The following is a 22,472-nucleotide window of genomic DNA, read 5'->3' as shown; positions in this document are numbered from 1 at the left end:
CGCGACTGACAGAGATAGCCGGAGCGTTCGCTCGTTCCGCAAAAAAGAGCGCCCCGACAAGAACCTTAGGCGCGACCGAACCGTGCGGCTCTACGAGTGCAGAGGTCTGATGTTCTGGTTCATGTGGAAGAAGTTCGTCGGGTCGTACTTGGCTTTCAAGGCGGCAAGGCGGTCGTAGTTGTCGCCGTAAGTGGCCCTAAGTCTGCTGTCGTCCCCATCCTCCATCATGAAATTCACATAGCCGCCGTCCGCGGAGTAAGGATGCACGGCCTCCCAATAGCCCTTGGTCCAGCGCGTGATTTCACCTGCTTTTTGCGGATTGGGATCGATGCCGGCAATGACCATCGACCAAGTCGCTTCGCGCGTGTTCCAGGCGGTGTCGCTCTTGCCAACGCGATGGACGGCGCCATCGATTGGATAGAGGTGCATGAGCGAAAGCGCGCTCGGTGCATTCCGCGCCTGCTCGATATGGGCGTCAATTGCTGCGTCTGTCAGTTCTTTTACGAAATCGCCGCGCCAGTACCATTGCAGGCCTTTCGGGAAGAACGGGTCGAACATGGATTGGAGGGCCGGATAGGGCATTTCGCCCATCCAGTTGAAGAGCGGCGCGGGCAGCTCACCGAGCAACCTGGCCATGACGGTCTGGCCATCTTCTGTCGGACCGTTGTAGCAGCCAATGATGGCGCAGGCGCGCTTGCCCTGATGTTCCGCCGGGAACGGGTCCACCGGTGGAACGGTCTTCAAACCGACGAAGACCCCGAGTTCTTCGGGAGCGCTAGGCAGGAAATCCCTGTACCTCTGCATGACGGTCCGGGCGTTTTCGAGATCCCAAAAGATCGGACCGGCATAAACCATGTTCACCGGATGAGCCTGGAACAGGAAGCTCGTGACGATGCCGAAATTGCCGCCGCCGCCCCGCAAGCCCCAGTAAAGGTCTGCATTCTCCGACTTGTTGGCGGTGACGATGCGTCCGTCAGCGAGCACGACATCCGCCTCGAGGAGATTGTCGATGGTGAGGCCATGCTTGCGGGTGAGGTATCCGGTGCCGCCGCCGAGCGTAAGCCCGGCGATCCCGGTGGTCGATACAATGCCGGCCGGCACCGCAAGCCCGTAGACATGCGTAGCGTGGTCAACATCACCTTGCGTGCAGCCGGGACCGACGCGGACGGTGCGCGCGGCCGGATCGACCCGCACGCCTTTCATCATCGACATGTCGATCATCAGCCCGTCCTCGACACTGCTAAGGCCAGGCCCATTGTGCCCGCCTCCGCGGATCGCGACCTGGAGTTCGTTCGCCCTTGCAAAATTGACCGCGGCCACGACGTCAGCGACGTCGGCGCATCGCGCAATCATCACGGGACTCTTATCGATCATCCCGTTGTAGAGGCTCCGCACAGCGTCGTAATCGGCATCCATTCGCCTGATAACCGGGCCGCGCATGTTGCCGATGAAGGTTTCGGTGGCCATGGCCTGCATGATGTCCTCCCGTTCCACCCACGATCGGTCATTGGGTCGGAGATCACTCATGAGGCCCCCGAGCGTTCTCCGCCCGTTGGGCAACGGTAGATCAAGTGCGGCGAGATAGCCATCACAAATCTGCAACACGTATACTTCCGGGCAGTCGGACGACGAACCGCGTGCCGGCTCCAGGGCGCCGTGCCGCACTACCGCCGCCTTGGAGAGCGGCGACCGGACAGTGCGCGCCTTTCACGTCAGAGAGTCCGATCATGACCCTCAACAGGCACTCATACCAAGATGAGCGAACGGGTTACCCGCATGCTCGCAACTACTTCGTCGAGAAGCCAACCATTGTTAAGTTCGCGGGTGCGGCCCCCTCGGCGACCTTTGGGCGCGGAGCCAAAACGGTCACCTGATGGGGCGACGCAGGCATGCCAGCAGACGTCAGCGTTGGGCCGGGCGACTGCTCCTCAACACCGGAGCTCCCAATCAGCGCAACCTGGAGCGACGTAATCGGAAAGCCCATGACTTCAAACGTTGGCAGTTCTGCAGCAACGGCGGCGCCTCCGCACACCATGAGGGCGGTGGCGGCGGTAATCGGCAATAATTTCTTCATGGTGATTCTTTCTCGGTCAGAGGTGTTTAAATTCAGCTTCGGTGACCTTTTGTTTTGTTCTTGCTTATGAGTGTTTTGTTCTTGCTTATGAGCTTCAGCGCCCATCGGAGGGCTTACGGTAGCAGGATAGCCGGCATGGTTCTTGGCCGGTGACGAACAGCGGAGCGAAGGCTCGGTTCGCAAATTGCCCACAATTTCTAAATGTAGTATCAACCATTATTCGCTCGCATGAATGGCGAGGGGAGCCTTCGGAGATGCTCGTAGTTTTCGATTCCATTCGAGAATGGCGGGAGCGATCCGTGTGGCGCAGGGCTGATTTCAAGCCGCTGTCGAACTGGCCGTTTCGTGCGTCGGTCGATCCGATTTTTGAAGGACTGCATATCGCACGAACCGCGTTAAGTCCCGGCGTCGCGATTCGCGACAGGGAAATGGTCCGGGATGGCGACGACAGTTTCTGGCTTCTGATCTCTCAATCGTGTCTTGAGATAGAACATCTAGGCTGCGATTTGCGGCTCGGCCGTGGCGACGCCACCCTGACGCATCTCTGCGAGACAGGGAGCTTCAGTTCAGGTCGGCACTTTGGCTATATCGGGGTGCTGCTTCCAAGCTCGGCAATCGCGGGACGCGGCGTACGCCTTGACGGCGGGCTGATGCGATACCTGCCTCGGCAATCGGACGCATTGCAGCTGCTCCGAGGTTACATCCAGACGCTTGAAAACAGTAAGATTCGCCCTTGTGGTGAAACACGCGAGACGATCTGCCGACACGTCATCGACCTCGTTGCCCTCGCTGTTGCCTCGGATCGAGCCATCGGCGAGAGCAGTTTGAGCGCGGTCGCAGCCGCCCATCTCAACGCCGCGCTCGATCATGTTGCCGCACGCTTTTGGGATCCCGAACTCAGCGTCGCGGCGGTCGCACGGCAGGTGGGAATTTCACCGCGCTATCTGCAGCGGCTACTGGTGACTGCCGGACCATCCTTCACTGCCCGCGTCACCGAGTTGCGCCTGCAACGGGCCCTCACGCTGTTGACGAAACCACGCGACAACAAGCGTCCGATTTCCGATATCGCCTTCGAGGCTGGCTTTACCGATATTTCGCACTTCAACCGCCTGTTCCGCTCTCGCTTTGGCGACACGCCCCGTGGTGTCCGCGGACTAGGTTGACGTAGGAGCGCTGAAAGCCTCGAAACTCACCATTCCGCAGACGCTGCTCGCGACAGCGACTGATTGGTTGAATAGGATACGACTTGCTGCACCGCATGAGTCCGGAAGTGGCCCATCGCGTCATTTCGCTGCGCGGACATCGAGTAAGCCGCACCAGTCAAACTCGATTTAAGAGACGCGCTCTGATATTCAGCGCAGATCGCGGCGAGCGCATTGCCTTGCGGCGATCGATTGGGATTGCTCGCCTCCCGCGGCTTGGTCGACTTGGCGATAGCGCGCTCGACGATCCCGAATTGCTCCCCGTACAGAATGAACGTCATGTCGCGGAATGGCGACCGATCGCCGTCCGGCAATTCGGGCATCTGCTCAAGCTCGCCGACCCGACGGACAGCCGCGAGAGCTCGTCCTCTGTTATACCGGTCAGCGCGATCTCGAAACCGCCCTCCACGAGGTCGGTCAATTCGAGCCGCAGCGTCTCGTCATCCCAATCGCTGGCGTCGGTCAGCCGATTGTCGGCGATGACATAGGCGCGTTTCTGCTGATCGCTCCACCCGCGAGCGACGATAACGGGGACCTCGGTCATTCCTAACAGCTTGCCGGCGGCCAATCGGCCGTGCCCGGCCAGCACCATCCCATCATCGGCGGCAAGGATCGGCATGGTCCAGCCCCATTGCCGGATTGACGCCGCGATCTGCTCGATTTGCTCGGGGGCGTGCCGGCGCGAATTGCGCTCATAGGGCCGTAGCCGCTCAATCGGCCATGTTTCCATGGCCGGTTTGCTCGCCAGTGCGTTCATGATTTGCCGCCTGTGGGGCCGTTTACGGTTCGGAACGAGACTTGGAAAAGGAACACCGCCATGTCGGTCTGCATTGAGGAACCATCAGATGCGTCGATGGAGGACCGCCCGTGAACAGAAGAACGCTGAACAGTCTCGCAACCGCATGCGTCGCCCTTCCGCTCGCCCTCGCCATGGCTCCGGCCACGGCTCAGCAGGCCGGGCGAACGCGGGTCGGCACACTCACCTGCAACATATCGCCCGGGGTTGGCATGATTGTCGCGGGACAGCGGCAACTAAGCTGCATCTATGCATCGGCGAGAGGCAGGGCGCGTGAGGCTTATGAGGGCACCGTCAGCACGCTTGGGCTCGACATCGGCGCCACGTCTGGCGGCCAGCTGACGTGGGCCATTTTTGCGCCGACCACGCTGCGCCGGGCGGCGTTGGCGGGAACCTATACGGGTGCGACCGCCGGCGGCACTGTTGGCGCCGGAGCGGGTGCCAACGTCCTGGTCGGAGGCTCGGATCGCACGGTCACCTTGCAGCCGTTGTCCGTGCAGGCGCAGACGGGCATGAATATTGCGGCGGGCGTATCCAGCATGGAGCTGCGGCCGGCCACTGCGCCCGCACGTCGCAGGGCCCCGTGATGACATCATCCCGGTAAGGGTATCGAGATTGTCTAGCGCCAATTGAGACGGCCTCTATTTGTTCTGTGCGGCTATTTTACTTGATCTCGATCAGGGGAATTGACCGCTCAAGAACGGATGGAGGCCAAGTGAGGCGGCCTCGGAGACCTGCGGGGTTTCTCGCGCCCGCGCTCGCCTTCTAGCCAACGCTTGGTGATCTCCGATTCCGGATTTCCGAGGAACCAAAAGGCCAAAACACGGTCCCGAAAAACGCAAAAGGCGGGCGGTCCCCGCGATCCCGCGCCCTGCGACCTAGGGGAACCGCAAATTGCGCGGGCAACCTAACTTACTGCACGATTTGACGACAGACTGTCGTCCCGGCGCGTGGAGCCGAGTACGCCGTTTGTGTGGGGATCGGCATGATCTTCTTGTTGTTTGCCGTAGCCATTGCCGCCGCCTTTTTTGTCGGTTCGCTCATCTTGCTGCGGCTCGGTCAGCAATTGGGGTTGCGGCATCGCAAACGGAGCGGCGCCGAGGGTACGGCGGGATTGGCGACTGTCGAGGGCGCGATATTCGGCTTGATGGGCCTGCTGCTGGCTTTCACAATCTCGGGCGCGCTTCAACGGTTCGATGACCGCCGACAACTAGTCATTCAGGAAGCGACGGCGTCGACCACGGCGTATGATCGCCTCACCATCTTCGGCGGCGACGATGCTCGCAAATTGCAGGGCATACTGAAAGCATACGTTCAGGCTCGCGTCGATCTATATCGGATGCCCCACGACTTCCTGCTCCTGCAAAGAGCCGAGGATTTTTCCGACCAACAAGAGGCCAAGCTACTCGACCTGAAGAGCCAGTTGTGGGACGCCGCCGTTGCCGCGTGCCCGCAACCGAACTACCGTCCTGCATGCGCGTTGTCGCTCCCGGCGCTGAACAGCCTATTTGAAGTCGCACGGCTGCGTGCGGGCGCGTCCGAGAAGCATCCGCCGCAGATCATCTTCTTCATGCTGTTTGGGCTTGGTCTCGGCTGCTCGCTGCTCGCTGGCTTCGGCATGGCTGCGAGCGCGGGGCGCAGTTGGATACACATGGTGATCTTCGCCGGAACCCTGGCCGTCGCACTCTACATCGTCACCGATATGGAATATCCGCGCCTCGGCCTCATCCGGATCGAGAGTTTCGATCATTTCCTTGTCGACGCTTACGAGCAAATGCGCCCGGTTCCAGTCGGGCCTTAGAATGCGCCTCGGTCAGCCGCGCGATCATCACCTTAGCAATCGAGGGGCGGCGGGCCGCCCTCGCGCGCATCAATCGACCCACGAGGCCCGCCAACCCTTGCGGTCGGCGTATCCGAGCACGCGCTGCCGATCCCAGCCGATCATGTATCGGAGGATTGGCGCCGCCCGGATAACTCGGTTGGTCTGACCGATGACCACGGCGGCGTAGAAGTGGGGTGCGTCGATGATGATCACGTCGATGATGATCATCAGCCGTTCCCTTGCTGGGCGCGGGCCTTGTCCAATTCGAGCGGTTCGATCTTGAGTGCTTGGTCCCGGTAGCCGAGGGAGACCAGCGCATTGTGGGCGTCAGCCCATGACATCGCGCGAGCGACGTATCGCTCGCCGACGTTGCGGTACTAGGCGCGCCATTGCGCGAGGTACTCGGGATCGAGCCGGTTGACCGCCCGATCTCGCGCAACCGCTCGATCAGCACGGCCTAGTCCTTGTAGGGCGGGACGCCGGGCGGGGGATCTTCCGGCTTGTCCGCTGTCGACTGCTCGTGTTCGGACGTGTCCGCAGGCGGCTTGTCCGCATGGCGCCGGTCCTCGTGCTCGTCCTCTTTCGGCTTGCCTGCCATGGCACCCTCCGTGTTAGCGGCGCCGGGTCGACATCGCCCGGATGACCGCGATTGCGAGGTTGAGCGACATCTCCTGCCGCATCACCTCGGCGAAGTCCTTGTAGAGCGGCACGTCTTGCCGGATCGGGACCGACGGCCGCAGCGAATACATCAGCTTGATGCGGCCCCTTCGCCTTGCGTGTCGATCGGCCCTGGCGTTGGAAGATGAAGCGCCCGCGCTTGAAGCTGTTCCGCAAATTCCTCGGCTGCTGCTGCGTCCGCACGGCACCGCCGCTCGTCCGCTGCACGTTGACCGACGACGGGATCGAAAGGTTGCCGCCCTTCGCCCGGCGCGTGCCGCCCTTGGCATGCAGAAACAGGTTCGCTCGACCGATCTTGTCGTAAATCTCGACCGTCAGATCGCCCTTCGTGGCGCGCGAGCCCTTGGTGGTCAGCGCGGCATTCATTCGCCATGATGTAGGGGATTTGATCAGCGGTCGCGCCGAGGTCCATGGCGCGCTGCTTGGTCTGCGAGAAATCGAAATCAACCCCGAGCGTTGGCATAGGTAGTAGATGCGCTCCATAAGGCGTAGATGTCAGCTTCCGACGGCCAAGCGAAATCTTACGCTCAATCAGAGCATTACTGCTCGTGACCCCGGAGCAGACATTCGCTGCCTTTCGATGACGAACGGGATTGATCGGATCTTCGATCGGGATGTAGGCTCGATCCCTCACGAAGGGAACCAACCATGTATGCGCGTCTCTACGTCGGCGTGGCCGTCATTGCCGCACTCACTGCGCCCAATGCCGCCACAGCTCATGAACTCATCGTCAAGCCAACCTTGATGAGCGCCGCCGCAGGAGCACAGCTCGACTTTGCCGTACTTTCTTCGCACATTTTCATCTCAAGCCAAGAACTTGAAGCGCCGGAGGACATTCGCGCCGGTTTTGCATTCGATGGCAAGCGAACGGATGTGCCAGTCAAGCCCGACGAGGGCTCGCTCGCCTATTTGGGAAGCATCAAATCACCAACCGACAGACCGTTCTTTCTGACTGCAACTCGTCTTCCGCAGATTTGGGCGACCACGCCCCAAGGAAGCAAGCAGGCGACAAAGAAGACGCCAGGCGCGACTAATGCATTTAAGATCGACAAGTTTGAAAAGACATTGATCAACGCCTCGGCAAACGCTGCCGGTTTCGACGCCACCATCGGCGATCCGCTGGAGATCGTGCTGACGACCAACCCGGCAACAGCAAAGGTTGGCGAGGCTGTCGGCGTCAAGGTGCTCGCCAACGGCAAGCCGATCGCGGTGACCGTCAACGCGACCTACGACGGTTTCTCCAAGCAACCTGACACCTACGCCTATACGACCCAGAGCAAGACAGATGGAACGGCGGTTGTGAAGATCACGCAACCGGGTCTATGGATGGTGCGGGTACAAAACGCTGTCCCGGAGATCACCGATCTCTATGACCGTCACTTGACGCGTGCCGTAACGGTGTTCTCGATCAAATAGGTCTGCCACGCGCGTCATTTGGCGCGCCTTGTCTCCCCGACCCCGACCTCTGGTGAGGTCCGCTATCATGCCGCTATCAGGGGGTGCAGCGGACCTCAGCTCATATGCACCCTAAATCTGCTATGATTAGTACACGCCCAAAAAACCGATCCCGCCGCCGGGATCGGTCGAACAGTCTTGCGTTAGTGGGAAACAGCACGGCGGCCCCCATCAAGCGCGTGGCTTTGGCTTCGGGCGCGTGCGCGAAGAAAGCACCCGTTTTTTCGAGCCGTCAACGTAAATTTCTGCGGCCTCTATCGGCAGTTTGGGAAAGATGTCGGGCAAGAGATCAGCATCCAAATCGATTACGTCGAGAGTAATCAGCCGCTTGGTCACGGCCTTGCGCAATCGCGCCAACGCCTCGGCGTAGCTCATCACACGCCCAATTTTTTTTGCTTCGATCCGCCAGGATCGATAAGCGGAGTTGAACCAACCGAGATCACCGCTCGCGTTTGCTTCGTTGATCTTCTCCTGCACATGTCGCACCGCCGCACGTACGCGCGACATCGCCGCGTCGTGATTGGTCAGCGTCATATTCCATCGCTCGGCGACGGCCTCGATTTGGCGCCGCGCAAACTCGGCCCGAACCGCAAGCCGCCCGTCGGGATCGCGCGGCAGCACCTCGATCGCCTCCGCCACGATCGCCTCGGCGGTGTCGCGATCCTTCACCCAGAAGGCGCAGCCGATCGCGGACAACCGCCAATTGTCGCGGATGCCATCTAAGGTCTGGCCGAGGTCGCGCGAGACGCCGAGATGCACGGCTCGCCGCGCGGGATCGTCGCGATATAGATAGCAGCCACGCCGAAAACGATCAGGTACTCCCGATCGGCACCATGGGGGATTTCAAAATCCATCATCGCGGCGGGGACTCCTAGACGACGCCATGATCCGGCTTGTTGACCCAATGCGCGGAGCCGTCGATGTCGTACAGCGAGGGTGTGCGCAGTTTACCGCGCTCGAAAACGTCCTTGGTCGGGTGCGCCAGGACGATCACCGCGACCTCGTATTGCCGTCCGAACCGCTTCAACATGCGGATTGCGCGCCCGATATACTCGGACATGGTTTCGTCGCGGCGCCGGGCGTGCTCGATCTCGTTCCATGGGTCGATGACCAGCACGCCGATACCATCGCGCAGCACGGCGTCGCGGGCCTTCTCGATCACCCAATCCAACGTGATGTCGTCTTCGTCATCATCGTTCGGGTCGTTGTCGATGAAGACGCAACTGTCCTCGATGAACCGGTCGGTCGCGGGGTCGGGCGCGTCACTTCCCGAGATGATGCGGCGCAGCTTGTCGTGCAGGTACGGCACCGTCGGCATTTCGGGCGAGAAGATCGCTGACCGCCACCCATGCAGCCGCGCAAGGTTCGTGAGCAGATTGGAAATCCACGTCGATTTGCCGTGGCTGGGGATGCCGGTGACGACCATGAACTCGCCCGGGAACAGTTTCATCCAGCCGTTGCCAGCAAGCCGTCGAAGATCGGCCAGCCGATCGAGACCGGCACGAGCGGCGCAAGCTTGGGATACTCGGAAAGCCGATAGAGCCCGCGCACGGGATACGGTTTCGCCTCGCGTATCAATTCGCTGACCGCCTCGGCGCGTGCTGGCGACGCACGTCGTTCAAGTCCTTGCAGCCGGGCCGATAGGTGACGAACTGGCAGCGCCCGGCGCCGAGACGCCGCACCAATTCGGCGGCGAGCCGCTGACCGGGCCCATCATCAATAGGATCGCTCGGCGCTCGGTGAACCCCCTGAGCGTGCCGACCTCACCCGCGTCCATCGGACGGCTGTAGCCTTTGAAATCCGCTGAAGACTGCGACGAGGCGTCGGCTCACTGCTGTAGGGTCTGACATGCGTGCCCCAATGCCAACCTGTGGCGACCAGTGTGTGGCCGGGTGCTCGTCGCGTCAACTGACGAACGTCAGCCCTCTGGGACCCCGGCCATTTGCATGCCCTTGTAAATGCGTTCGCGCTGGGCAAGAAAGGTTGGATTATCGCTCGACGAGCCAGCGCGGAAGCCGTTGATTGTATAGGTTGGGTTGACTGCAAGCCCTGTCATAACCGCGGCGTGCGCTTCATTGACCTGACCGAGATTGGCTAGGGCGGCGGCGAGATAGAAATGGGCGTTGGGAAGATTTCGGTTGATTTCAATCGCGCGGCGGAGCCACGCAACCGCCTCCTCGTCGTCACCGAGATATAGTTTGGCAACGCCAGCTGTCGCTACCCAACTGAAGGCGAAGGTGTCACGAGGACTGAGACGGAGCGCTTCGCGAACGTGAGCCTCGGTTTCATCGCTGCGACCGATGAAAAGCTTGGCCATACCGATTGTAGCATGAGCGGCAGCCAAATTCCGGTCCAGGACCAATGCCCTCTCGCATTCGGCGATGGCTTGGTGTCCGTGCTTCGAGAAAATTAGCAGACGCCCTAGGAACAGGTGGGCCAACGCATGACTGGGTGCCAGTGAGAGAGCCTTGGTTAAAGCTGCCCTGGCCGCTGCAAGTCGAGTGGCTCGATCATCGGTGTTATACGCGCCTGCCAATGTTATTTCGACCCCAGCGGCGCCGATGAGTGCCTCAACATTATTGGGGTCGAGCGCCAGAGCGCGCTCGAAGAAAACACGAGCTTGTGCCAGATGGTCAGGGGTTATTCCCTTGTTCGTCCACGCCATGCCTTGAAAGTAGAGATCTGTTGCGTCGGGTCGTGGTGATTGCTCGGCGCGGCGCGCCTCAGCGGCGATTAACGCGGTGTCGAGTTGCCGTGCCAAGTGCGCAGCGATTTCGTCCTGCATATCGAACAGATCAGCGACGGGCTTATCGAAACGCTCGGCCCATAAGTGATTGCCAGTTTCGGCGTCGATCAGCTGCACGTTGACCCGAAGCCGGTTGCCGCCACGCTGCACCGAGCCTTCCAGAACATAGCGGACGTTCAACTCGCGCCCGACCTGCTTCACGTCAACAGCCTTCCCCTTGAATGTGAACGCGGTGTTGCGCGCGATCACGAAAGATCCGGCAATGCGCGACAAGTCCGTGGTCAGGCTCTCGGTCACGCCATCGACGAAATAGTCTTGCTCGGGATCGCCGCCCAAGTTCGCGAATGGTAGAACTACAATGGAAAGGCGCGGAGCCGATTGTGGGATCGGCGTCGTGACACAGTTGTACGTTTTCCCGCCAAGCCCATCCCGAACCACGGCATAGGCGCGTATCGGACGAGCGATATTCTTCAGGCTCTGGTCGCCCAGATCGGCGAACTCGACCGCGACCTTGCCGCGGACCTGATCGTAAGCCGAAGCCGAGATACAGATGCCACTGGGTTCGGCCATGCCCTCAAGCCTCGCCGCGATATTGACGCCGTCACCTAGAATATCGTCGCCCTCGACCAAGATATCGCCGAGATTGATCCCGATCCGAAACAGCATACGCCGATCCGGCGGGACGCTCGCGTTGCGCGCGGCCAACACTGCTTGCATCGCGACCGCGCATTCCACCGCATCGACGACCGACGGAAACTCAAGCAGCAAGCCATCACCCGTGGTCTTGACGATACGGCCGCCATGCTTGGCGACCAGCCCGCCGCAGACGGCGCGATGTTCGCGCAGGATGCCGGCGGTGCCCACCTCGTCGAGGCCCATTAGGCGCGAATAGCCGGCGACGTCGGCCACAACTATCGCCGACAACCTGCGCTCGACCCGGCTTGGAGGCTCTTGCGGCATGGCACGCAAATCCCGCCCAGGATACTGTACGACGGATCAGACAACAGTGCCAAACGCGTTTTGACGGGATGCCCACCGGCTAATGTCGGTTGTTGGCCCTTCGCGACAAATTGCGCCGCGACGCGACCTCGGTCGCTGGAAGCTGTCGAGCAGCCGCCATTTGAAAGGACGACGCTCGTGCCCCCTTGCGGACCTTCCCGACCGGGAGGACAATGCCACTCGTAAAGGAATGTTGGAGCTGCTGCCTGCTGTTGGTGCTTGGCTGCCAGCGGCTTGGTCCGGTCCGCCTTTGAATCCCTCGCTCTTGCAATGCGGGGACGCAATGAAACGCCGCGATTTCATTTGGCTTCTTGGGACTTCCGCGATATGGGCGACCGAAGCTGAAGCGCAACAGCCGCTTCGGACGATTGCGCTCATTGGAAACACGCCGGCGGCGTTTGGTCCCTGGCAAGCCGCTCTTGTTGAGCGACTTGGCCAACTTGGCTGGATTGCGGGCCGCACGCTGCAAGTCGAGTATCCGTGGTCCGAGGGGCGCCGAGAGCGTGTCGTCGAAATTGCCGCAGAGCTAGTCAGCAAGAAGGTTGACCTCTGACTGCGCGCCTCAACGACGTCGACCCCAAGGTCTGGCTCGCCGACGTCTTCAGACACATCGCAGAAATCGCGCAATCCCGCCTGCACGAACTGCTCCCGTGGGAGTGGAAAGCAAAAGGCGCCGCTGCGGCTCAGGCCGCCTGAAATCCTCGGCATCATCATAGCCGGCAACGACTATCCGCACGCCCGGGAATCCCGCGGTATTGGTCGCATGCTTACGCTACAGCGCGAGATCGAGCGCCTGCAAGACGCCAAGCGCCGTGCCCTGCAAATCGCCGATGAGCGGGCCAAGGAGGCGGCCGCGCTGCGGCAGGACCCTATCGTCCAGATGGTTCGAATCTGGCGCGAATGCCCCGAGGAAAAGCGACCGTCCGTTGAGGCGCTGTTAGACCGCATCAGGACGGAGCTCGCATCGCCCAACCGCGGGGATGCATCATGAAGCGCCGTCGCCGATCTCACAGGACCCGCAACCGGCAGCGGCTGGCGGCTCACGCCCGCCGGCTGAGGCGGTAGTTATCCACAATCTTGGCGGCGCTGGCGTTTTGTTCGGCGCCGCTGGGATCCGGATCAAATCATTTAGCGGCTGGAATGCTACAGACCTAGCCGACCAGATGTCTGCAACCAAGAATTCGAAGTTGATCACCCGGGTGGCGGCGGTGGCTCTGATTCTGTAGTGCGCTTCGGTCCTCGCATAGCTTGCAATCTATGCGTAAGCGACCGTGAATATGAAGATATCCGCTTATCAAAATCAAAAAGCCATCGTCGTTGTCGCAATTCCTCCAAAGTGTCTTCATATCTCTGCAGAACAGCTTCGTACCCCTGTCGGACGTCCCAGTAGAACGCAGACGGATAACCAGGAACTTTAATGTTAGACACCTCCAGTCCGTCTCCCTTTAGATTCCAATATGCCTTCTGAGTTGCGTAATGTTCGAAGTACTCGGTAAAGCTCACCGGGACGATGGCGCCTTCCAACAGGTGAACTTTAGTTTTCAGAATTTCGTTGATCTGCTCGTGAATCGGAAGAAAGAAGCGAGTGTAAAATACACCTTCAAGCTCGTGTCTCTCCTCACCCGATTTGCCTTCGCTGACCTCGTCAAAAACGGCCGCTAGACTATTTAGTTGGTCGGTTAGAGCTACTAGCGGCGCATAAAATTCCTTCGCCTGGCTCGAGGCATGCTCCAGCTCAAGCTGTAGCCGTTTGGTGCGGTCTTCACGCCATCCTGTTAGGATATAAACTGCGCACCATCCCAGCGCAGCGATCGCCGCCGTAGTTATAGCTCCTGCAAGGGAGAAAGTTTCGTGCTCAGCCGGCATATGCAAACTCCAGCAATCTTGCCGCTTACCCGCTGCTGCTTCACACAGCCATCTAGGCTTTCGAGGTTCCTCAAAAAGGTAGGACGCGGATTCCACTCTAAAGTTCAAATGGTGCGCCGCGAGATGCGTCCGGTAGCAGGGCGCGGGGCTTCGGTCCGCGCCAAGCACGTAAGAAATCTATCGGCCGCAGCAAGGGCACCCCTGCCCGACTGGGCCCATGCCGATGTCGGTTTTCTTTATATCTCGCTCCTCTTTGAGCACGCCACTTTTTGGTAACGACTTTCTTGGACGCTCGTCAGCAGCCGGCTCTTGAGCTCGTCCAATGAGACGAGATCGTCTGCCGCTCTAAATTTCTGCATCGCTTTGGCGGCTTCATCGATCTCGCGACTCAGGCGGTCGATGAACAGATGCATGAATCGTGGGTCGTCAGTCGGGAAATTCAGATTTCGCCATTCCAGGTCCCTCGCGGCGATTATGATGTGAAGACGAGGATTGTCGACCAGCCAATCGCACACCCGGTCCAGGTCGCCGAAGTCCTCGGCCCGGTCGATCAGCATATCCCAAAGGCTCGGTGCGGTGCTGCGCGTGCAGCCGGAATCGGACGCGCGCCGGGCTAGGTAAAGCTTGAACGCCGTTTGCCACCTCAATCCTCGGTAATCTTCCCAAGCTGAAAATACTACCAATGCGTGCGGCGATCGATACCAAAATGGGGCTCCTCGGAAGCCCCTTTTGAACGTGGAGCAGAGAGCGGTCGCTCCCTGCTTCACCCTCGTCATCTTACCGTTGCGATGCACGAGTCCGTTCACGGGAGCCTGATCGGGATTATCGATATTGAGTGGTAAGCGGACCACCCGCAACATCGGGGGGATCCACGGCGCGTAGTGCCAAATGGCGGAGCATCGCAGACTTGCCAATTGGAGCGCATTACAGGCTGCAGCATCATAGGGGAATCGCGAGGGAGTAGTGCCCATCTTCATCGGCCATGGCGCGCCAAACCCTACAAAGAGCAACATCACGTTCCTGAACGATTCGGGAATCCGGGCCGCAGCATTATGCCACCGTGTGCTCGCGACATGCCTGGATCCGCTTCCTCGTCTTGATCGGCCCCGTATTGACGTCGCGTATCGACAATTGCTCGACGAACCAACCTTTTTCGCGCTTGAGTTGCTGTCGTTCCGACTAACCTTTGGTTGCGATCTTCCGTGCGCCCCACTATCATTCCCGGATATTGATGTGATGGTGAGTTATTATGGCGACAAATTATTCTCCCCTGACCATCAACCGCCATCTCGATGCCCGCCTCCGCAGCATTCAGACGGCCGCTATCCAGGGCGATGCCGCGCGCCAGGAACTCGGCGGGCTGCTGCAGCACGCCTTACAGCTGGAATTTGCGACGATCCCGACCTATTTGTCGGCGGTTTTCAGCCTGACGCCGGCAAATACCAAGATCTCCGAGTTGATCCTGCGGGCGGCCATTGAAGAGATGCTTCATATGACCGCGGTGGCCAATCTCATGAACGCCATCGGCGTCGCGCCCGACATCGTGGCCGCGGTGCCCGACTACCCCTGTCAGCTGACCATTCTTGACCCGCCGCTCAAACTCGATCTCCGTTCCTTTTCGTATGATCTCGTCAAAGATCTTTTCATGCAGATCGAAACGCCGGAGGAACCAGTCCATTATCCGATGGCCCTCGCCGCAGGTCGGCCCAGAACGATCGGGCAATTCTATGAGGGCATCATCGAGATCATCGATCGTGACACCATTCCCGGCTTGTTCGGTAACGCCACGCGCGACGCATACAAGCAAAGGGAGGTCGTTCCGAATTTCAGACCGATCGCCTATATCAGCAACCAGGACACCGACACCTACCCGCTGAAGAACGACATCAACTTCAGAATCACGGACAAGGCATCCGCCGTCCGGCATCTGCGCTGGGTCGTCGGTCAGGGGGAGGGCACGGCCCCCTTCAACCCGCTCACCGCCGAGGGCATTCCCGCGCACTTTTACCGGTTCGAGTCGATCATCAAGCAGCGTTTTCTCGTAAAGGACGAAAGGGTCAAGACACTCGGATATTCCTTTTCGGGCGGTGATCTGCCGTTTGATGAGACCGGCGTACATGAATTCGTAACCAACACTAAAGCCGCAGACTTTGCCGGCAATCAAGCCGTCAGCCGGCAGATGAAGCGTTTCAACGACTCCTACACCAGCATGGTCAACTCGTTGCAGCAGGCCTTCAACTGCCCGGCTCCGGAGCAGAAATCGCAGGCGGACGTGGCCTTCGCCGACGCGATGGGCACCATGCAGACCCTACCCAACCGTGCCACGGCCATCATTCAAACCGCACAGCAGCAAAACGTGAAGGCCGGTATTCCATTCGAGTTTCCCAAGCCGCCGATCGCCTGACGGCGCCCATCGATCCCAAACTGGAGGTATGAATCCATGGCATTTCCAGACGATCTAGCAGATGTCGTAGCCTTCAAGATTCATCCGGCCATCGGCTGTGCCAGGCTCGCCAGCAATGAGGATTATTACGAGTTCTTCGATTACGAGGAAAAGCGGAAGACCGCAGGCCCGCAAAGCGTGAAGTACATGTCACTGCGTAACGGCAAGCACTGGATCATGCGGCAGGCAGTGAGGTTCAGGATATTCGCGTACGGCGCCGATGGCCGCGAGATCGGGGAATTGACGGGCGACGTCATGACCAGGCTCGGGCTACGCGCGACCTGGACCGCGAATGTGGCCAATCGAAAGCTCAATGTCTGGTCCCAGGGAGCAACGCCCGCGGTCGAGGCGCAGGCTTCCGCCACCGCGGGTGAGAGCAAGCGGCTTGAGGGCAACAATCCCTGGCGTCCGGGCAAGGTCTGGCTCGGTGACATTACGGGCGATGGCCTGTTCATCCCACCGATGGGAGGGGCGTACCGCAAGACCGCCAACACCTCCATTCCACCTTACGGCAATCACAGGAAAGACAATGGCATCCTCGACACCACATCCGATGGCTCGATTAATGTCAGCCTGGCCGGCGCCAACAACATTCCCGTCGTGCCCGCCTGCGTCATCGTCGCGCCGCAGGATCATTCTCCCGATGTCGGTCCGGGCCAGATCAACAATTTCCAGAACAAGGATTTCGTGCAGCAGACGCGGACCCTTCTAAACATACCGCAAAATGCCAGCCTTTCCGGCGTCGGCTACGCCATGGACCTTGCAATGATGAAAACCATGAACGCCGACTACAACCCGGGCATGGAGATCTGTCTCGACGGCGGACCCGCATTGACCAATCCCGCCGGCGCGTTTTTTCCGCGGGGACAGCAGCACATCAACGCCAACGAGATCCGGCCAAGCTATGCGACCACAAGGCCGGGCCAGTTGACCGCGGGACTTTGCTCGGCCTGGCAGACCGATCTGAGCGCCTGCCTGAACTACTGGACGTCGACCTATCCCGATGAATTGACGTTCGACACGGCACCGGAGACGCGAGTTCTCGCGCGACAGCAGTTTGCAGCCAACGGCCCGCGAATCAACAATCCCGATTGGCTCAACGCCAACATCGACATGATGGAAATCGGCCGCGACGTGGAGAATGACATCAATGACCTGCACGGAACGGAGCGAGACGCCAATGACAACGCCGGCAACGTGCCGGTGGCGCCATTCCCGCTGGAGGCCGAGAAGCTGCCGCCGGAGACGTCGTGATGGCGATCGCCGGTCCTGTCGAGGAGATTGATCGCCACGCTCACACGCGGCCGCGCTCGGCAAAGCTCCATCTGTTCGAGAGCGAGGCGGGGCACTTCGCTCTCGATGTCGAGAGCGGACATATCCATCCGCTGCCCGCGGGGCATGCCGACGTCCTGGACGCAACATTGCGTCTGGGCGATCCCGGTCGTGCCGAGTTGACGGCTCTCGCATTCGGTATCATGACGCCGGTGGCGATGCAGACCCGCGCGCCCGCAAACGTGCCCGTCAAGGCCATATCGCTCGCGGTCGCGCAGACGTGCAACCTCGGCTGCACCTATTGCTATGCGCAGCAGGGAACATTCGGGGGGACGGCAAGCAGCATGCCCCCCGATGTGGCGAGGGCCGCGATCGACCGGCTGGTCGGAGAGGCCGCTTCAGGCGAAAGCCTGACCCTGGCGTTCATGGGCGGAGAGCCGCTGGTCAGCCGCCAGACGCTGCACGCATCGACCCGGTATGCCGCTTCCGCTGCCGCCGCGCGCGGCATCCGCATCGGCTTCACCATGACGACCAATGCCACCTTGCTGAACGACGAGGACATCGCGCTGTTCGAGGAATACGGCTTTACGCTGACGGTCAGCCTGGACGGCCTGCAGGCAACACATGACAATTTGCGGCCGTACCGCTCGGGCAACGGCAGTTTCGAGCAAGTGGCAAGGAATGTGAAAGCCCTGCTGGCGGCCAAGCGGCGGCGCTATCGCGTATTGGCCCGCGTCACCGTGACGCCGAAGAACCTGGACCTCCCCGAGATTATGTCCGGCCTGCTTGATATGGGTTTCGACGCCATCATGTTTTCGCCGATGGTCAGCGCGCCCAGCGGCAAGGATGAGATGGACGCGGCTGATCTCGATCGGATGCTCGAGCAATTGATCAGGTGTGGCGACATTTTTCGTGACAGCTTGCGACAGGGCCGCATACTGCCGTTCTCGAACGTCATCACGACCCTTCAGCGCATCCATTTTAAGCAGCGGGAACAGTATCCCTGCGGCGCCGGCGGCGGATATATGGGCGTGTCGGCGGAAGGCGGACTGTATGCCTGCCATCGCTTCGTCAATGACGAAGATGGTCTGATGGGCGATGTATTCACCGGCGTGGATCAGAGCAGGCAGTCCAACTGGCTCGATAGCCGCCACCTTCAGAAGCAATCTCCCTGCAGCGCGTGCTGGGCGCGCTACCTCTGCTCCGGAAGCTGCCACTACGAGTCGATCAAGCGCGGACGCCCGGCCTGCGACTACATTCGCGGGTGGTTGAATTACTGCCTCGTCCTTTACACCGAACTGTTACGGTCGAATCCAGACAACTTGCAGCGTATCCTGACGGTCCATTGATTTCTCTTGCTGCGGACGAAGCATGGAATTTGCCGCCGAGCATGATGTCGTGATTCTGGGGGCGGGGCCGGCGGGAGCCTCGGCCGCCATCCGACTGGCGCAAATGGGCCTGGATGTTGGGCTGGTCGAGCGCCTTCACTTTCCGCGCAGTCACGTCGGCATTTGCATATCGGATGAAACAGTCGCGCTGATTGATTACCTCGGCCTTGGCCGCGAATTCGACAGCGCGCAATTCTGGCGGCGCCATCTCACGGCCGTGAGGTGGGGAGACCAAGAGGCAAGGCTCGTTCCCCAACAGGGATATCATGTGGATCGCGCCGTGCTCGACGAACTCATGTTGCGCCAATCACGTTTGGTAGGCGTGAGGATTTATCAGCCGGTCCAGGTCCAGGAGGTGAAGCGGCTGGAAGATTTTGGCTGGGGCGTAACGATCGCTGCGAACGCACGACGACAGCGCCTGAAGGCGCGATTCATCGTCGATGCAGCCGGACGGCGTCCCGCCATATCAGGCGCTCGCATCAAGGATGGTCCGCCGCTGGTATCGATCCATGCGAACTGGGCGCTTACAGGGATTATCGCGTTCGACGGATTGATCGAAGCCGGCGAGGATGCCTGGCTCTGGTACGCCCAGACGGCGCACAATCAGGCGGTGGTATCTGTCTTCTGCGATCCGCGCAGCCTTAGAGCAAGCAAGGCAGATGGCATGCAAGCGCAGTACGCCGGCGTGCTTCGGCAATTCCGCGCCTTACGGCCGGGGCAATTAGGAGAACAAAGTTCCGCTCCGCAAATCTGCGATGCCACCAGTCACCACGCCAAGGATCCGGTCGGCGATCGTTACATCCGGCTCGGGGATGCGTGTTTCAGCGTCGACCCGCTGTCATCGCAAGGCGTCCATCTGGCGTTGCAGTCCGGCCTGCAAGGCTCAATTGTCGTCAACACCATCCTTCGAAAGCCGGAAAACACCGAAGTAGCCCGGCAATTCTTTTTCATGCGCACCCGCGAACGGATCGGTCGTTACACCGGCAGGACGAAGCAGGAATATGCGCGGGTCGCGGCCATCTACCCGAATGCATTCTGGCGCGCGCGTGCGAGCGATGCCTCCGCAGCAATGGCCGTAGGCGGCCCCGATTCATCCGTGGAATCGCCGCCGCGCGCAGCATCCGACCAGGTCGCCGTGTCGCCCCATGTTTCGCTCGGCGCAGCGCCTGTGATCGATGGCGTCTTCGTGCAGGTCCGGCAGGTTGTCAGGCACCCCAATATCGACGGTGACGTTGCTTACGTCGAGGGCGCCGATCTGGCTCGCTTGCTTTCAGCTCTGCCGCAGCGGTTCGCGTATTGCGACATTCCGAGCTTTTGGCGAGATCACGTTCCGTCGGCTACCGGCGACAGGATCGCGTCATGGCTATGGAGCAAGCACGTCCTCGTGCGTGCCGTCTGAGAACTGCAACTCACCGCACAACGTCCGCGATCTGCTCGTCGCGCCGCGGCAGGCTCCCCCTCGCCGATCGATGCCAGGATCGCGCTGACCAGATCCGCTCTCCCGAAAAGTAACAAGCAGAGCAAGCTCGACGAAGTGAAACGAGCACCTCGCCTTCCGAAAGGCTATCCATCCCAACCGCAGCAGCGATCACTCAGGAGGCAGTTGCACATCGCTTCAGCGTGTATTACAATGCTATAAATCATTTAGATTGTGCGTCGCGGAAGCCCCAAGGCTCCGCCCGATATTGTAAATTGTATCTCGAAGCTTCCGGCTAACGAAATAGCGTGCCTTTTCTGCCAGCCAGAGAGGAACGGCTATGAAGCGCCTCCTAGTTATCGGATTCGTCCTCGCGATGACCTGCAACGTAGCTGCAGGTCAGCAGAATACAGCAATTATCGAATATTCGGATATGTGCGATGCATCGGCTGCAGTCGCCATATCAGCGGACATGTTCATTGTCGCAAACGATGAAGACAACCTCTTGCGTGACTACCGCCGCGGCGAGCCAAAAGTCGCGCAGGCATTTTCGCTTGATCAGTTCCTGAGACCCGCCCCCGACGAGCCAGAGGCCGACATCGAAGGCGCGGCGCGCATAGACGATCGAATTTATTTGGTTACGTCGCACGGGCAGAACAAAAACGGCAAGAACCGCCCTAGCAGGCATCGATTATTTGCGACGACGGTGGCGGTCCAAGATGGCGAAGTCACACTCACACCTGTGGGCACTCCCTACAAGCGTAATTAGCGATGATGGTGGTCGCAGGATCAACGGCAAGGATTGCAAGAAAGTCGACCGGAAAGCGCAAAGCTTTAGAGCAATGTCTCTGATTGTTCCCTAGCTGGAGGCACGACTTTTTAGCCTTCGATTCGGGCCGATAGGAGTAAGTCTATTCACATTAGGAGGGATTTATGGCCAAGCGATCGGCACGCCGAACTGCTAGCGAGCAGGCTGAAGGTACGCCACGCCTCGGCACCGTGGTGCGGTTTACGCCGCAGGCGGCTCGCGCGGGTGTCAGACAACTCGAAGGAAGTGGTTTTCGAGTGGCATCATCGAAGGATTTCCGCTCAGCCAAAGCAGTGCCAAATGATTTCGATGGCGCTGATGTACAGTACTTCGAACGCTTTGGAATCGCCATCGTCAGGCGGGACGGCGAACGGTTGAAGCCCATGGTGGAGAAAGCCATGCAGCAGAAAACAGTAAGCGCTGTTCGGCCTGAGCGGACGTATCGCGCTCTTGGTGCGGCCGGAATGCAAAGAGCTGAGATTCCGCAAGCGTCATTCGCTGGCGTCGCATCATTGGATCAAGATTACCTGCGGGGCTATCGTGATGGCATTAATGAATTGATTGATCGCCTGTTGGGCAGCGAAGCGGTGGAGGGCGAGCGGGCGGCCATGCCGCGCGTTGACGAGACAACGGCCACTTGGGGACTGCAAGCGACAAAAGTCATTGGCAGCAGTCTGACGGGCGCCGGCATCAAGGTCGCGGTACTCGACACCGGCTTCGATCACACTCACCAGGATTTTGTCGGTCGTGCCGTCACCAAGAAGCTGTTTGCCAGCCACAGCAGCGAGGATGATATGGTCGGCCATGGCACACACTGCATCGGTACCGCTTGCGGTCCCATGCGTCCGACCACGGGCCCGCGCTACGGCATCGCCTACGAAGCAGAAATCTACGCGGGAAAAGTCCTAGGTGATGACGGCGTCGGCACCGATCGCTCGATCATCGCTGGCATGGAATGGGCACTGGATCAGAACTGCCAAATCATTTCGATGTCGCTCGGCGCCGCAACGCGACTTGGAGACCAGCCGAGCGACGATTACGAGCAGATCGGACAGGTCTGTCTGGACGCCGGGACACTGGTGATCGCTGCCGCCGGCAACGAAAGCACTCGTCCGCAGCGGATCGCCCCAGTCGGTTCGCCGGCGAACGCGTCCACGATTCTGGCGGTGGCAGCCGTGGATAGTGCCTTCCGCATTGCCTCGTTCTCGTGTGGTGGAATGAATCCCAACCAGGAGGTGGACATTGCCGCACCTGGTGTTGCCATACTTTCGAGCCTGCCTGGAAACAAGTATGATCGCTGGGATGGAACCAGCATGGCGACACCCCACGTAAGTGGGATTGCAGTTTTAATAGCGCAGTCCAATAATGCATTTCGAGGCTGGGCGCTATGGGCGCGCCTGCTTCAGATTTCAAGGCGACTACAGCTTCAACCGCGGGACATTGGCAAAGGATTTGTCCAGGCGCCACCTTCGTGAGCCGCAAATCTGGGTGATGTATGTATGGTAG

Annotated in this window: 27 protein-coding genes; 12 read left to right on the top strand and 15 right to left on the bottom strand. The window is 60.1% G+C overall.

Annotated features, from left to right (window positions below; translation table 11 throughout):
- Positions 1-90: 90 nt before the first annotated feature.
- Positions 91-1,476, bottom strand: a complete 1,386-nt coding sequence (locus QA640_RS18040; protein WP_283041925.1) for an FAD-binding protein — start codon at positions 1,474-1,476, stop codon at positions 91-93.
- A 310-nt stretch (positions 1,477-1,786) separates the two neighbouring features.
- Positions 1,787-2,179, bottom strand: a complete 393-nt coding sequence (locus tag QA640_RS18035; RefSeq protein WP_283041924.1) for a hypothetical protein — start codon at positions 2,177-2,179, stop codon at positions 1,787-1,789.
- A 149-nt stretch (positions 2,180-2,328) separates the two neighbouring features.
- Here QA640_RS18035 and QA640_RS18030 point away from each other — a divergent pair, with 149 nt between their 5' ends.
- Positions 2,329-3,237 (top strand): AraC family transcriptional regulator, encoded by a 909-nt coding sequence (locus QA640_RS18030; protein WP_283041923.1) that lies wholly within the window; start codon positions 2,329-2,331, stop codon positions 3,235-3,237.
- Positions 3,238-3,263: 26 nt separating this feature from the next.
- Here the strand turns inward: QA640_RS18030 and QA640_RS18025 are convergent, their stop codons facing one another.
- Both QA640_RS18025 and QA640_RS18020 read right to left on the bottom strand, forming a co-directional pair.
- A complete protein-coding gene (locus tag QA640_RS18025) occupies positions 3,264-3,557 on the bottom strand; it encodes a hypothetical protein (RefSeq protein WP_283041922.1) in 294 nt (97 codons plus the stop codon).
- Positions 3,554-4,033 carry a ParB/Srx family N-terminal domain-containing protein gene (locus tag QA640_RS18020; RefSeq protein ID WP_283041921.1) on the bottom strand — a complete coding sequence of 160 codons (480 nt, stop codon included), beginning with the start codon at positions 4,031-4,033 and terminating at the stop codon, positions 3,554-3,556. Before QA640_RS18020 ends, QA640_RS18025 begins: the two co-directional genes overlap by 4 nt.
- 110 nt (positions 4,034-4,143) lie before the next feature.
- Here QA640_RS18020 and QA640_RS18015 point away from each other — a divergent pair, with 110 nt between their 5' ends.
- Both QA640_RS18015 and QA640_RS18010 read left to right on the top strand, forming a co-directional pair.
- Complete coding sequence (locus QA640_RS18015) at positions 4,144-4,659, top strand: DUF992 domain-containing protein (protein ID WP_283041920.1); 516 nt, start codon at positions 4,144-4,146, stop codon at positions 4,657-4,659.
- 386 nt (positions 4,660-5,045) lie between these two features.
- A complete protein-coding gene (locus tag QA640_RS18010) occupies positions 5,046-5,873 on the top strand; it encodes a hypothetical protein (RefSeq protein ID WP_283041919.1) in 828 nt (275 codons plus the stop codon).
- A gap of 69 nt (positions 5,874-5,942) precedes the next feature.
- Here QA640_RS18010 and QA640_RS18005 read toward each other — a convergent pair whose 3' ends face one another.
- The 4 genes from QA640_RS18005 to QA640_RS17990 all read right to left on the bottom strand — a co-directional run bounded on the left by QA640_RS18005 (position 5,943) and on the right by QA640_RS17990 (position 7,218).
- Complete coding sequence (locus tag QA640_RS18005; RefSeq protein WP_283041918.1) at positions 5,943-6,122, bottom strand: hypothetical protein; 180 nt, start codon at positions 6,120-6,122, stop codon at positions 5,943-5,945.
- 229 nt (positions 6,123-6,351) lie between these two features.
- Positions 6,352-6,492, bottom strand: coding sequence for a hypothetical protein (locus QA640_RS18000; RefSeq protein ID WP_283041917.1), 141 nt, complete (start codon positions 6,490-6,492; stop codon positions 6,352-6,354).
- A gap of 13 nt (positions 6,493-6,505) precedes the next feature.
- Complete coding sequence (locus tag QA640_RS17995; RefSeq protein ID WP_283041916.1) at positions 6,506-6,643, bottom strand: hypothetical protein; 138 nt, start codon at positions 6,641-6,643, stop codon at positions 6,506-6,508.
- The gene (locus QA640_RS17990; protein WP_283041915.1) at positions 6,643-7,218 is read right to left on the bottom strand and encodes a hypothetical protein; all 576 of its coding nucleotides are present in this window, start codon (positions 7,216-7,218) and stop codon (positions 6,643-6,645) included. Before QA640_RS17990 ends, QA640_RS17995 begins: the two co-directional genes overlap by 1 nt.
- A gap of 2 nt (positions 7,219-7,220) precedes the next feature.
- Here QA640_RS17990 and QA640_RS17985 point away from each other — a divergent pair, with 2 nt between their 5' ends.
- Positions 7,221-7,988: a DUF4198 domain-containing protein gene (locus tag QA640_RS17985; RefSeq protein WP_283041914.1), complete on the top strand. Its 768-nt coding sequence runs from the start codon at positions 7,221-7,223 to the stop codon at positions 7,986-7,988.
- A gap of 210 nt (positions 7,989-8,198) precedes the next feature.
- On the opposite strand, the gene QA640_RS17980 is transcribed toward QA640_RS17985, so the two are convergent.
- The 5 genes from QA640_RS17980 to QA640_RS17960 all read right to left on the bottom strand — a co-directional run bounded on the left by QA640_RS17980 (position 8,199) and on the right by QA640_RS17960 (position 11,733).
- Positions 8,199-8,666: a hypothetical protein gene (locus tag QA640_RS17980; protein WP_283041913.1), complete on the bottom strand. Its 468-nt coding sequence runs from the start codon at positions 8,664-8,666 to the stop codon at positions 8,199-8,201.
- 80 nt (positions 8,667-8,746) lie between these two features.
- Positions 8,747-8,884: a hypothetical protein gene (locus QA640_RS17975; protein WP_283041912.1), complete on the bottom strand. Its 138-nt coding sequence runs from the start codon at positions 8,882-8,884 to the stop codon at positions 8,747-8,749.
- Between the two features lie 14 nt (positions 8,885-8,898).
- Complete coding sequence (locus QA640_RS17970; protein WP_283041911.1) at positions 8,899-9,477, bottom strand: AAA family ATPase; 579 nt, start codon at positions 9,475-9,477, stop codon at positions 8,899-8,901.
- Complete coding sequence (locus QA640_RS17965; RefSeq protein WP_283041910.1) at positions 9,474-9,605, bottom strand: hypothetical protein; 132 nt, start codon at positions 9,603-9,605, stop codon at positions 9,474-9,476. Before QA640_RS17965 ends, QA640_RS17970 begins: the two co-directional genes overlap by 4 nt.
- Positions 9,606-9,945: 340 nt before the next feature.
- Positions 9,946-11,733, bottom strand: coding sequence for an adenylate/guanylate cyclase domain-containing protein (locus tag QA640_RS17960; protein WP_283041909.1), 1,788 nt, complete (start codon positions 11,731-11,733; stop codon positions 9,946-9,948).
- 322 nt (positions 11,734-12,055) lie between these two features.
- Between QA640_RS17960 and QA640_RS17955 the strand changes: the two genes are divergently transcribed.
- Positions 12,056-12,325, top strand: coding sequence for a hypothetical protein (locus QA640_RS17955; protein ID WP_283041908.1), 270 nt, complete (start codon positions 12,056-12,058; stop codon positions 12,323-12,325).
- Between the two features lie 210 nt (positions 12,326-12,535).
- A complete protein-coding gene (locus tag QA640_RS17950) occupies positions 12,536-12,763 on the top strand; it encodes a hypothetical protein (protein ID WP_283041907.1) in 228 nt (75 codons plus the stop codon).
- Positions 12,764-12,963: 200 nt separating this feature from the next.
- On the opposite strand, the gene QA640_RS17945 is transcribed toward QA640_RS17950, so the two are convergent.
- On the bottom strand, positions 12,964-13,638 hold the full coding sequence (locus QA640_RS17945) for a hypothetical protein (RefSeq protein WP_283041906.1): 675 nt from the start codon (positions 13,636-13,638) through the stop codon (positions 12,964-12,966).
- Between the two features lie 236 nt (positions 13,639-13,874).
- Positions 13,875-14,498 carry a hypothetical protein gene (locus tag QA640_RS17940; RefSeq protein ID WP_283041905.1) on the bottom strand — a complete coding sequence of 208 codons (624 nt, stop codon included), beginning with the start codon at positions 14,496-14,498 and terminating at the stop codon, positions 13,875-13,877.
- Between the two features lie 389 nt (positions 14,499-14,887).
- Here QA640_RS17940 and QA640_RS17935 point away from each other — a divergent pair, with 389 nt between their 5' ends.
- The 6 genes from QA640_RS17935 (at position 14,888) to QA640_RS17910 (ending at position 22,441) form a co-directional block, all read left to right on the top strand.
- Positions 14,888-16,042 carry a ferritin-like protein gene (locus QA640_RS17935; protein WP_283041904.1) on the top strand — a complete coding sequence of 385 codons (1,155 nt, stop codon included), beginning with the start codon at positions 14,888-14,890 and terminating at the stop codon, positions 16,040-16,042.
- A gap of 36 nt (positions 16,043-16,078) precedes the next feature.
- Positions 16,079-17,335: a LodA/GoxA family CTQ-dependent oxidase gene (locus QA640_RS17930; protein ID WP_283041903.1), complete on the top strand. Its 1,257-nt coding sequence runs from the start codon at positions 16,079-16,081 to the stop codon at positions 17,333-17,335.
- Positions 17,335-18,702 (top strand): radical SAM protein, encoded by a 1,368-nt coding sequence (locus QA640_RS17925; protein ID WP_283041902.1) that lies wholly within the window; start codon positions 17,335-17,337, stop codon positions 18,700-18,702. The genes QA640_RS17930 and QA640_RS17925 overlap by 1 nt, the downstream gene beginning before the upstream one ends.
- 589 nt (positions 18,703-19,291) lie before the next feature.
- On the top strand, positions 19,292-20,140 hold the full coding sequence (locus QA640_RS48330; protein ID WP_349253728.1) for a hypothetical protein: 849 nt from the start codon (positions 19,292-19,294) through the stop codon (positions 20,138-20,140).
- A gap of 358 nt (positions 20,141-20,498) precedes the next feature.
- The gene (locus QA640_RS17915; protein ID WP_283041900.1) at positions 20,499-20,927 is read left to right on the top strand and encodes a DUF3616 domain-containing protein; all 429 of its coding nucleotides are present in this window, start codon (positions 20,499-20,501) and stop codon (positions 20,925-20,927) included.
- A 164-nt stretch (positions 20,928-21,091) separates the two neighbouring features.
- Positions 21,092-22,441 carry a S8 family serine peptidase gene (locus QA640_RS17910; protein WP_283041899.1) on the top strand — a complete coding sequence of 450 codons (1,350 nt, stop codon included), beginning with the start codon at positions 21,092-21,094 and terminating at the stop codon, positions 22,439-22,441.
- The last annotated feature ends 31 nt before the right edge of the window (positions 22,442-22,472 follow it).

The sequence above is a fragment of the Bradyrhizobium sp. CB82 genome (genome assembly GCF_029714405.1).
Classification (GTDB): Bacteria; Pseudomonadota; Alphaproteobacteria; order Rhizobiales; family Xanthobacteraceae; genus Bradyrhizobium.
The sequence above is the reverse complement of the archived record's forward strand: the minus strand, read 5'-3'. Positions and strand labels throughout refer to the sequence as shown.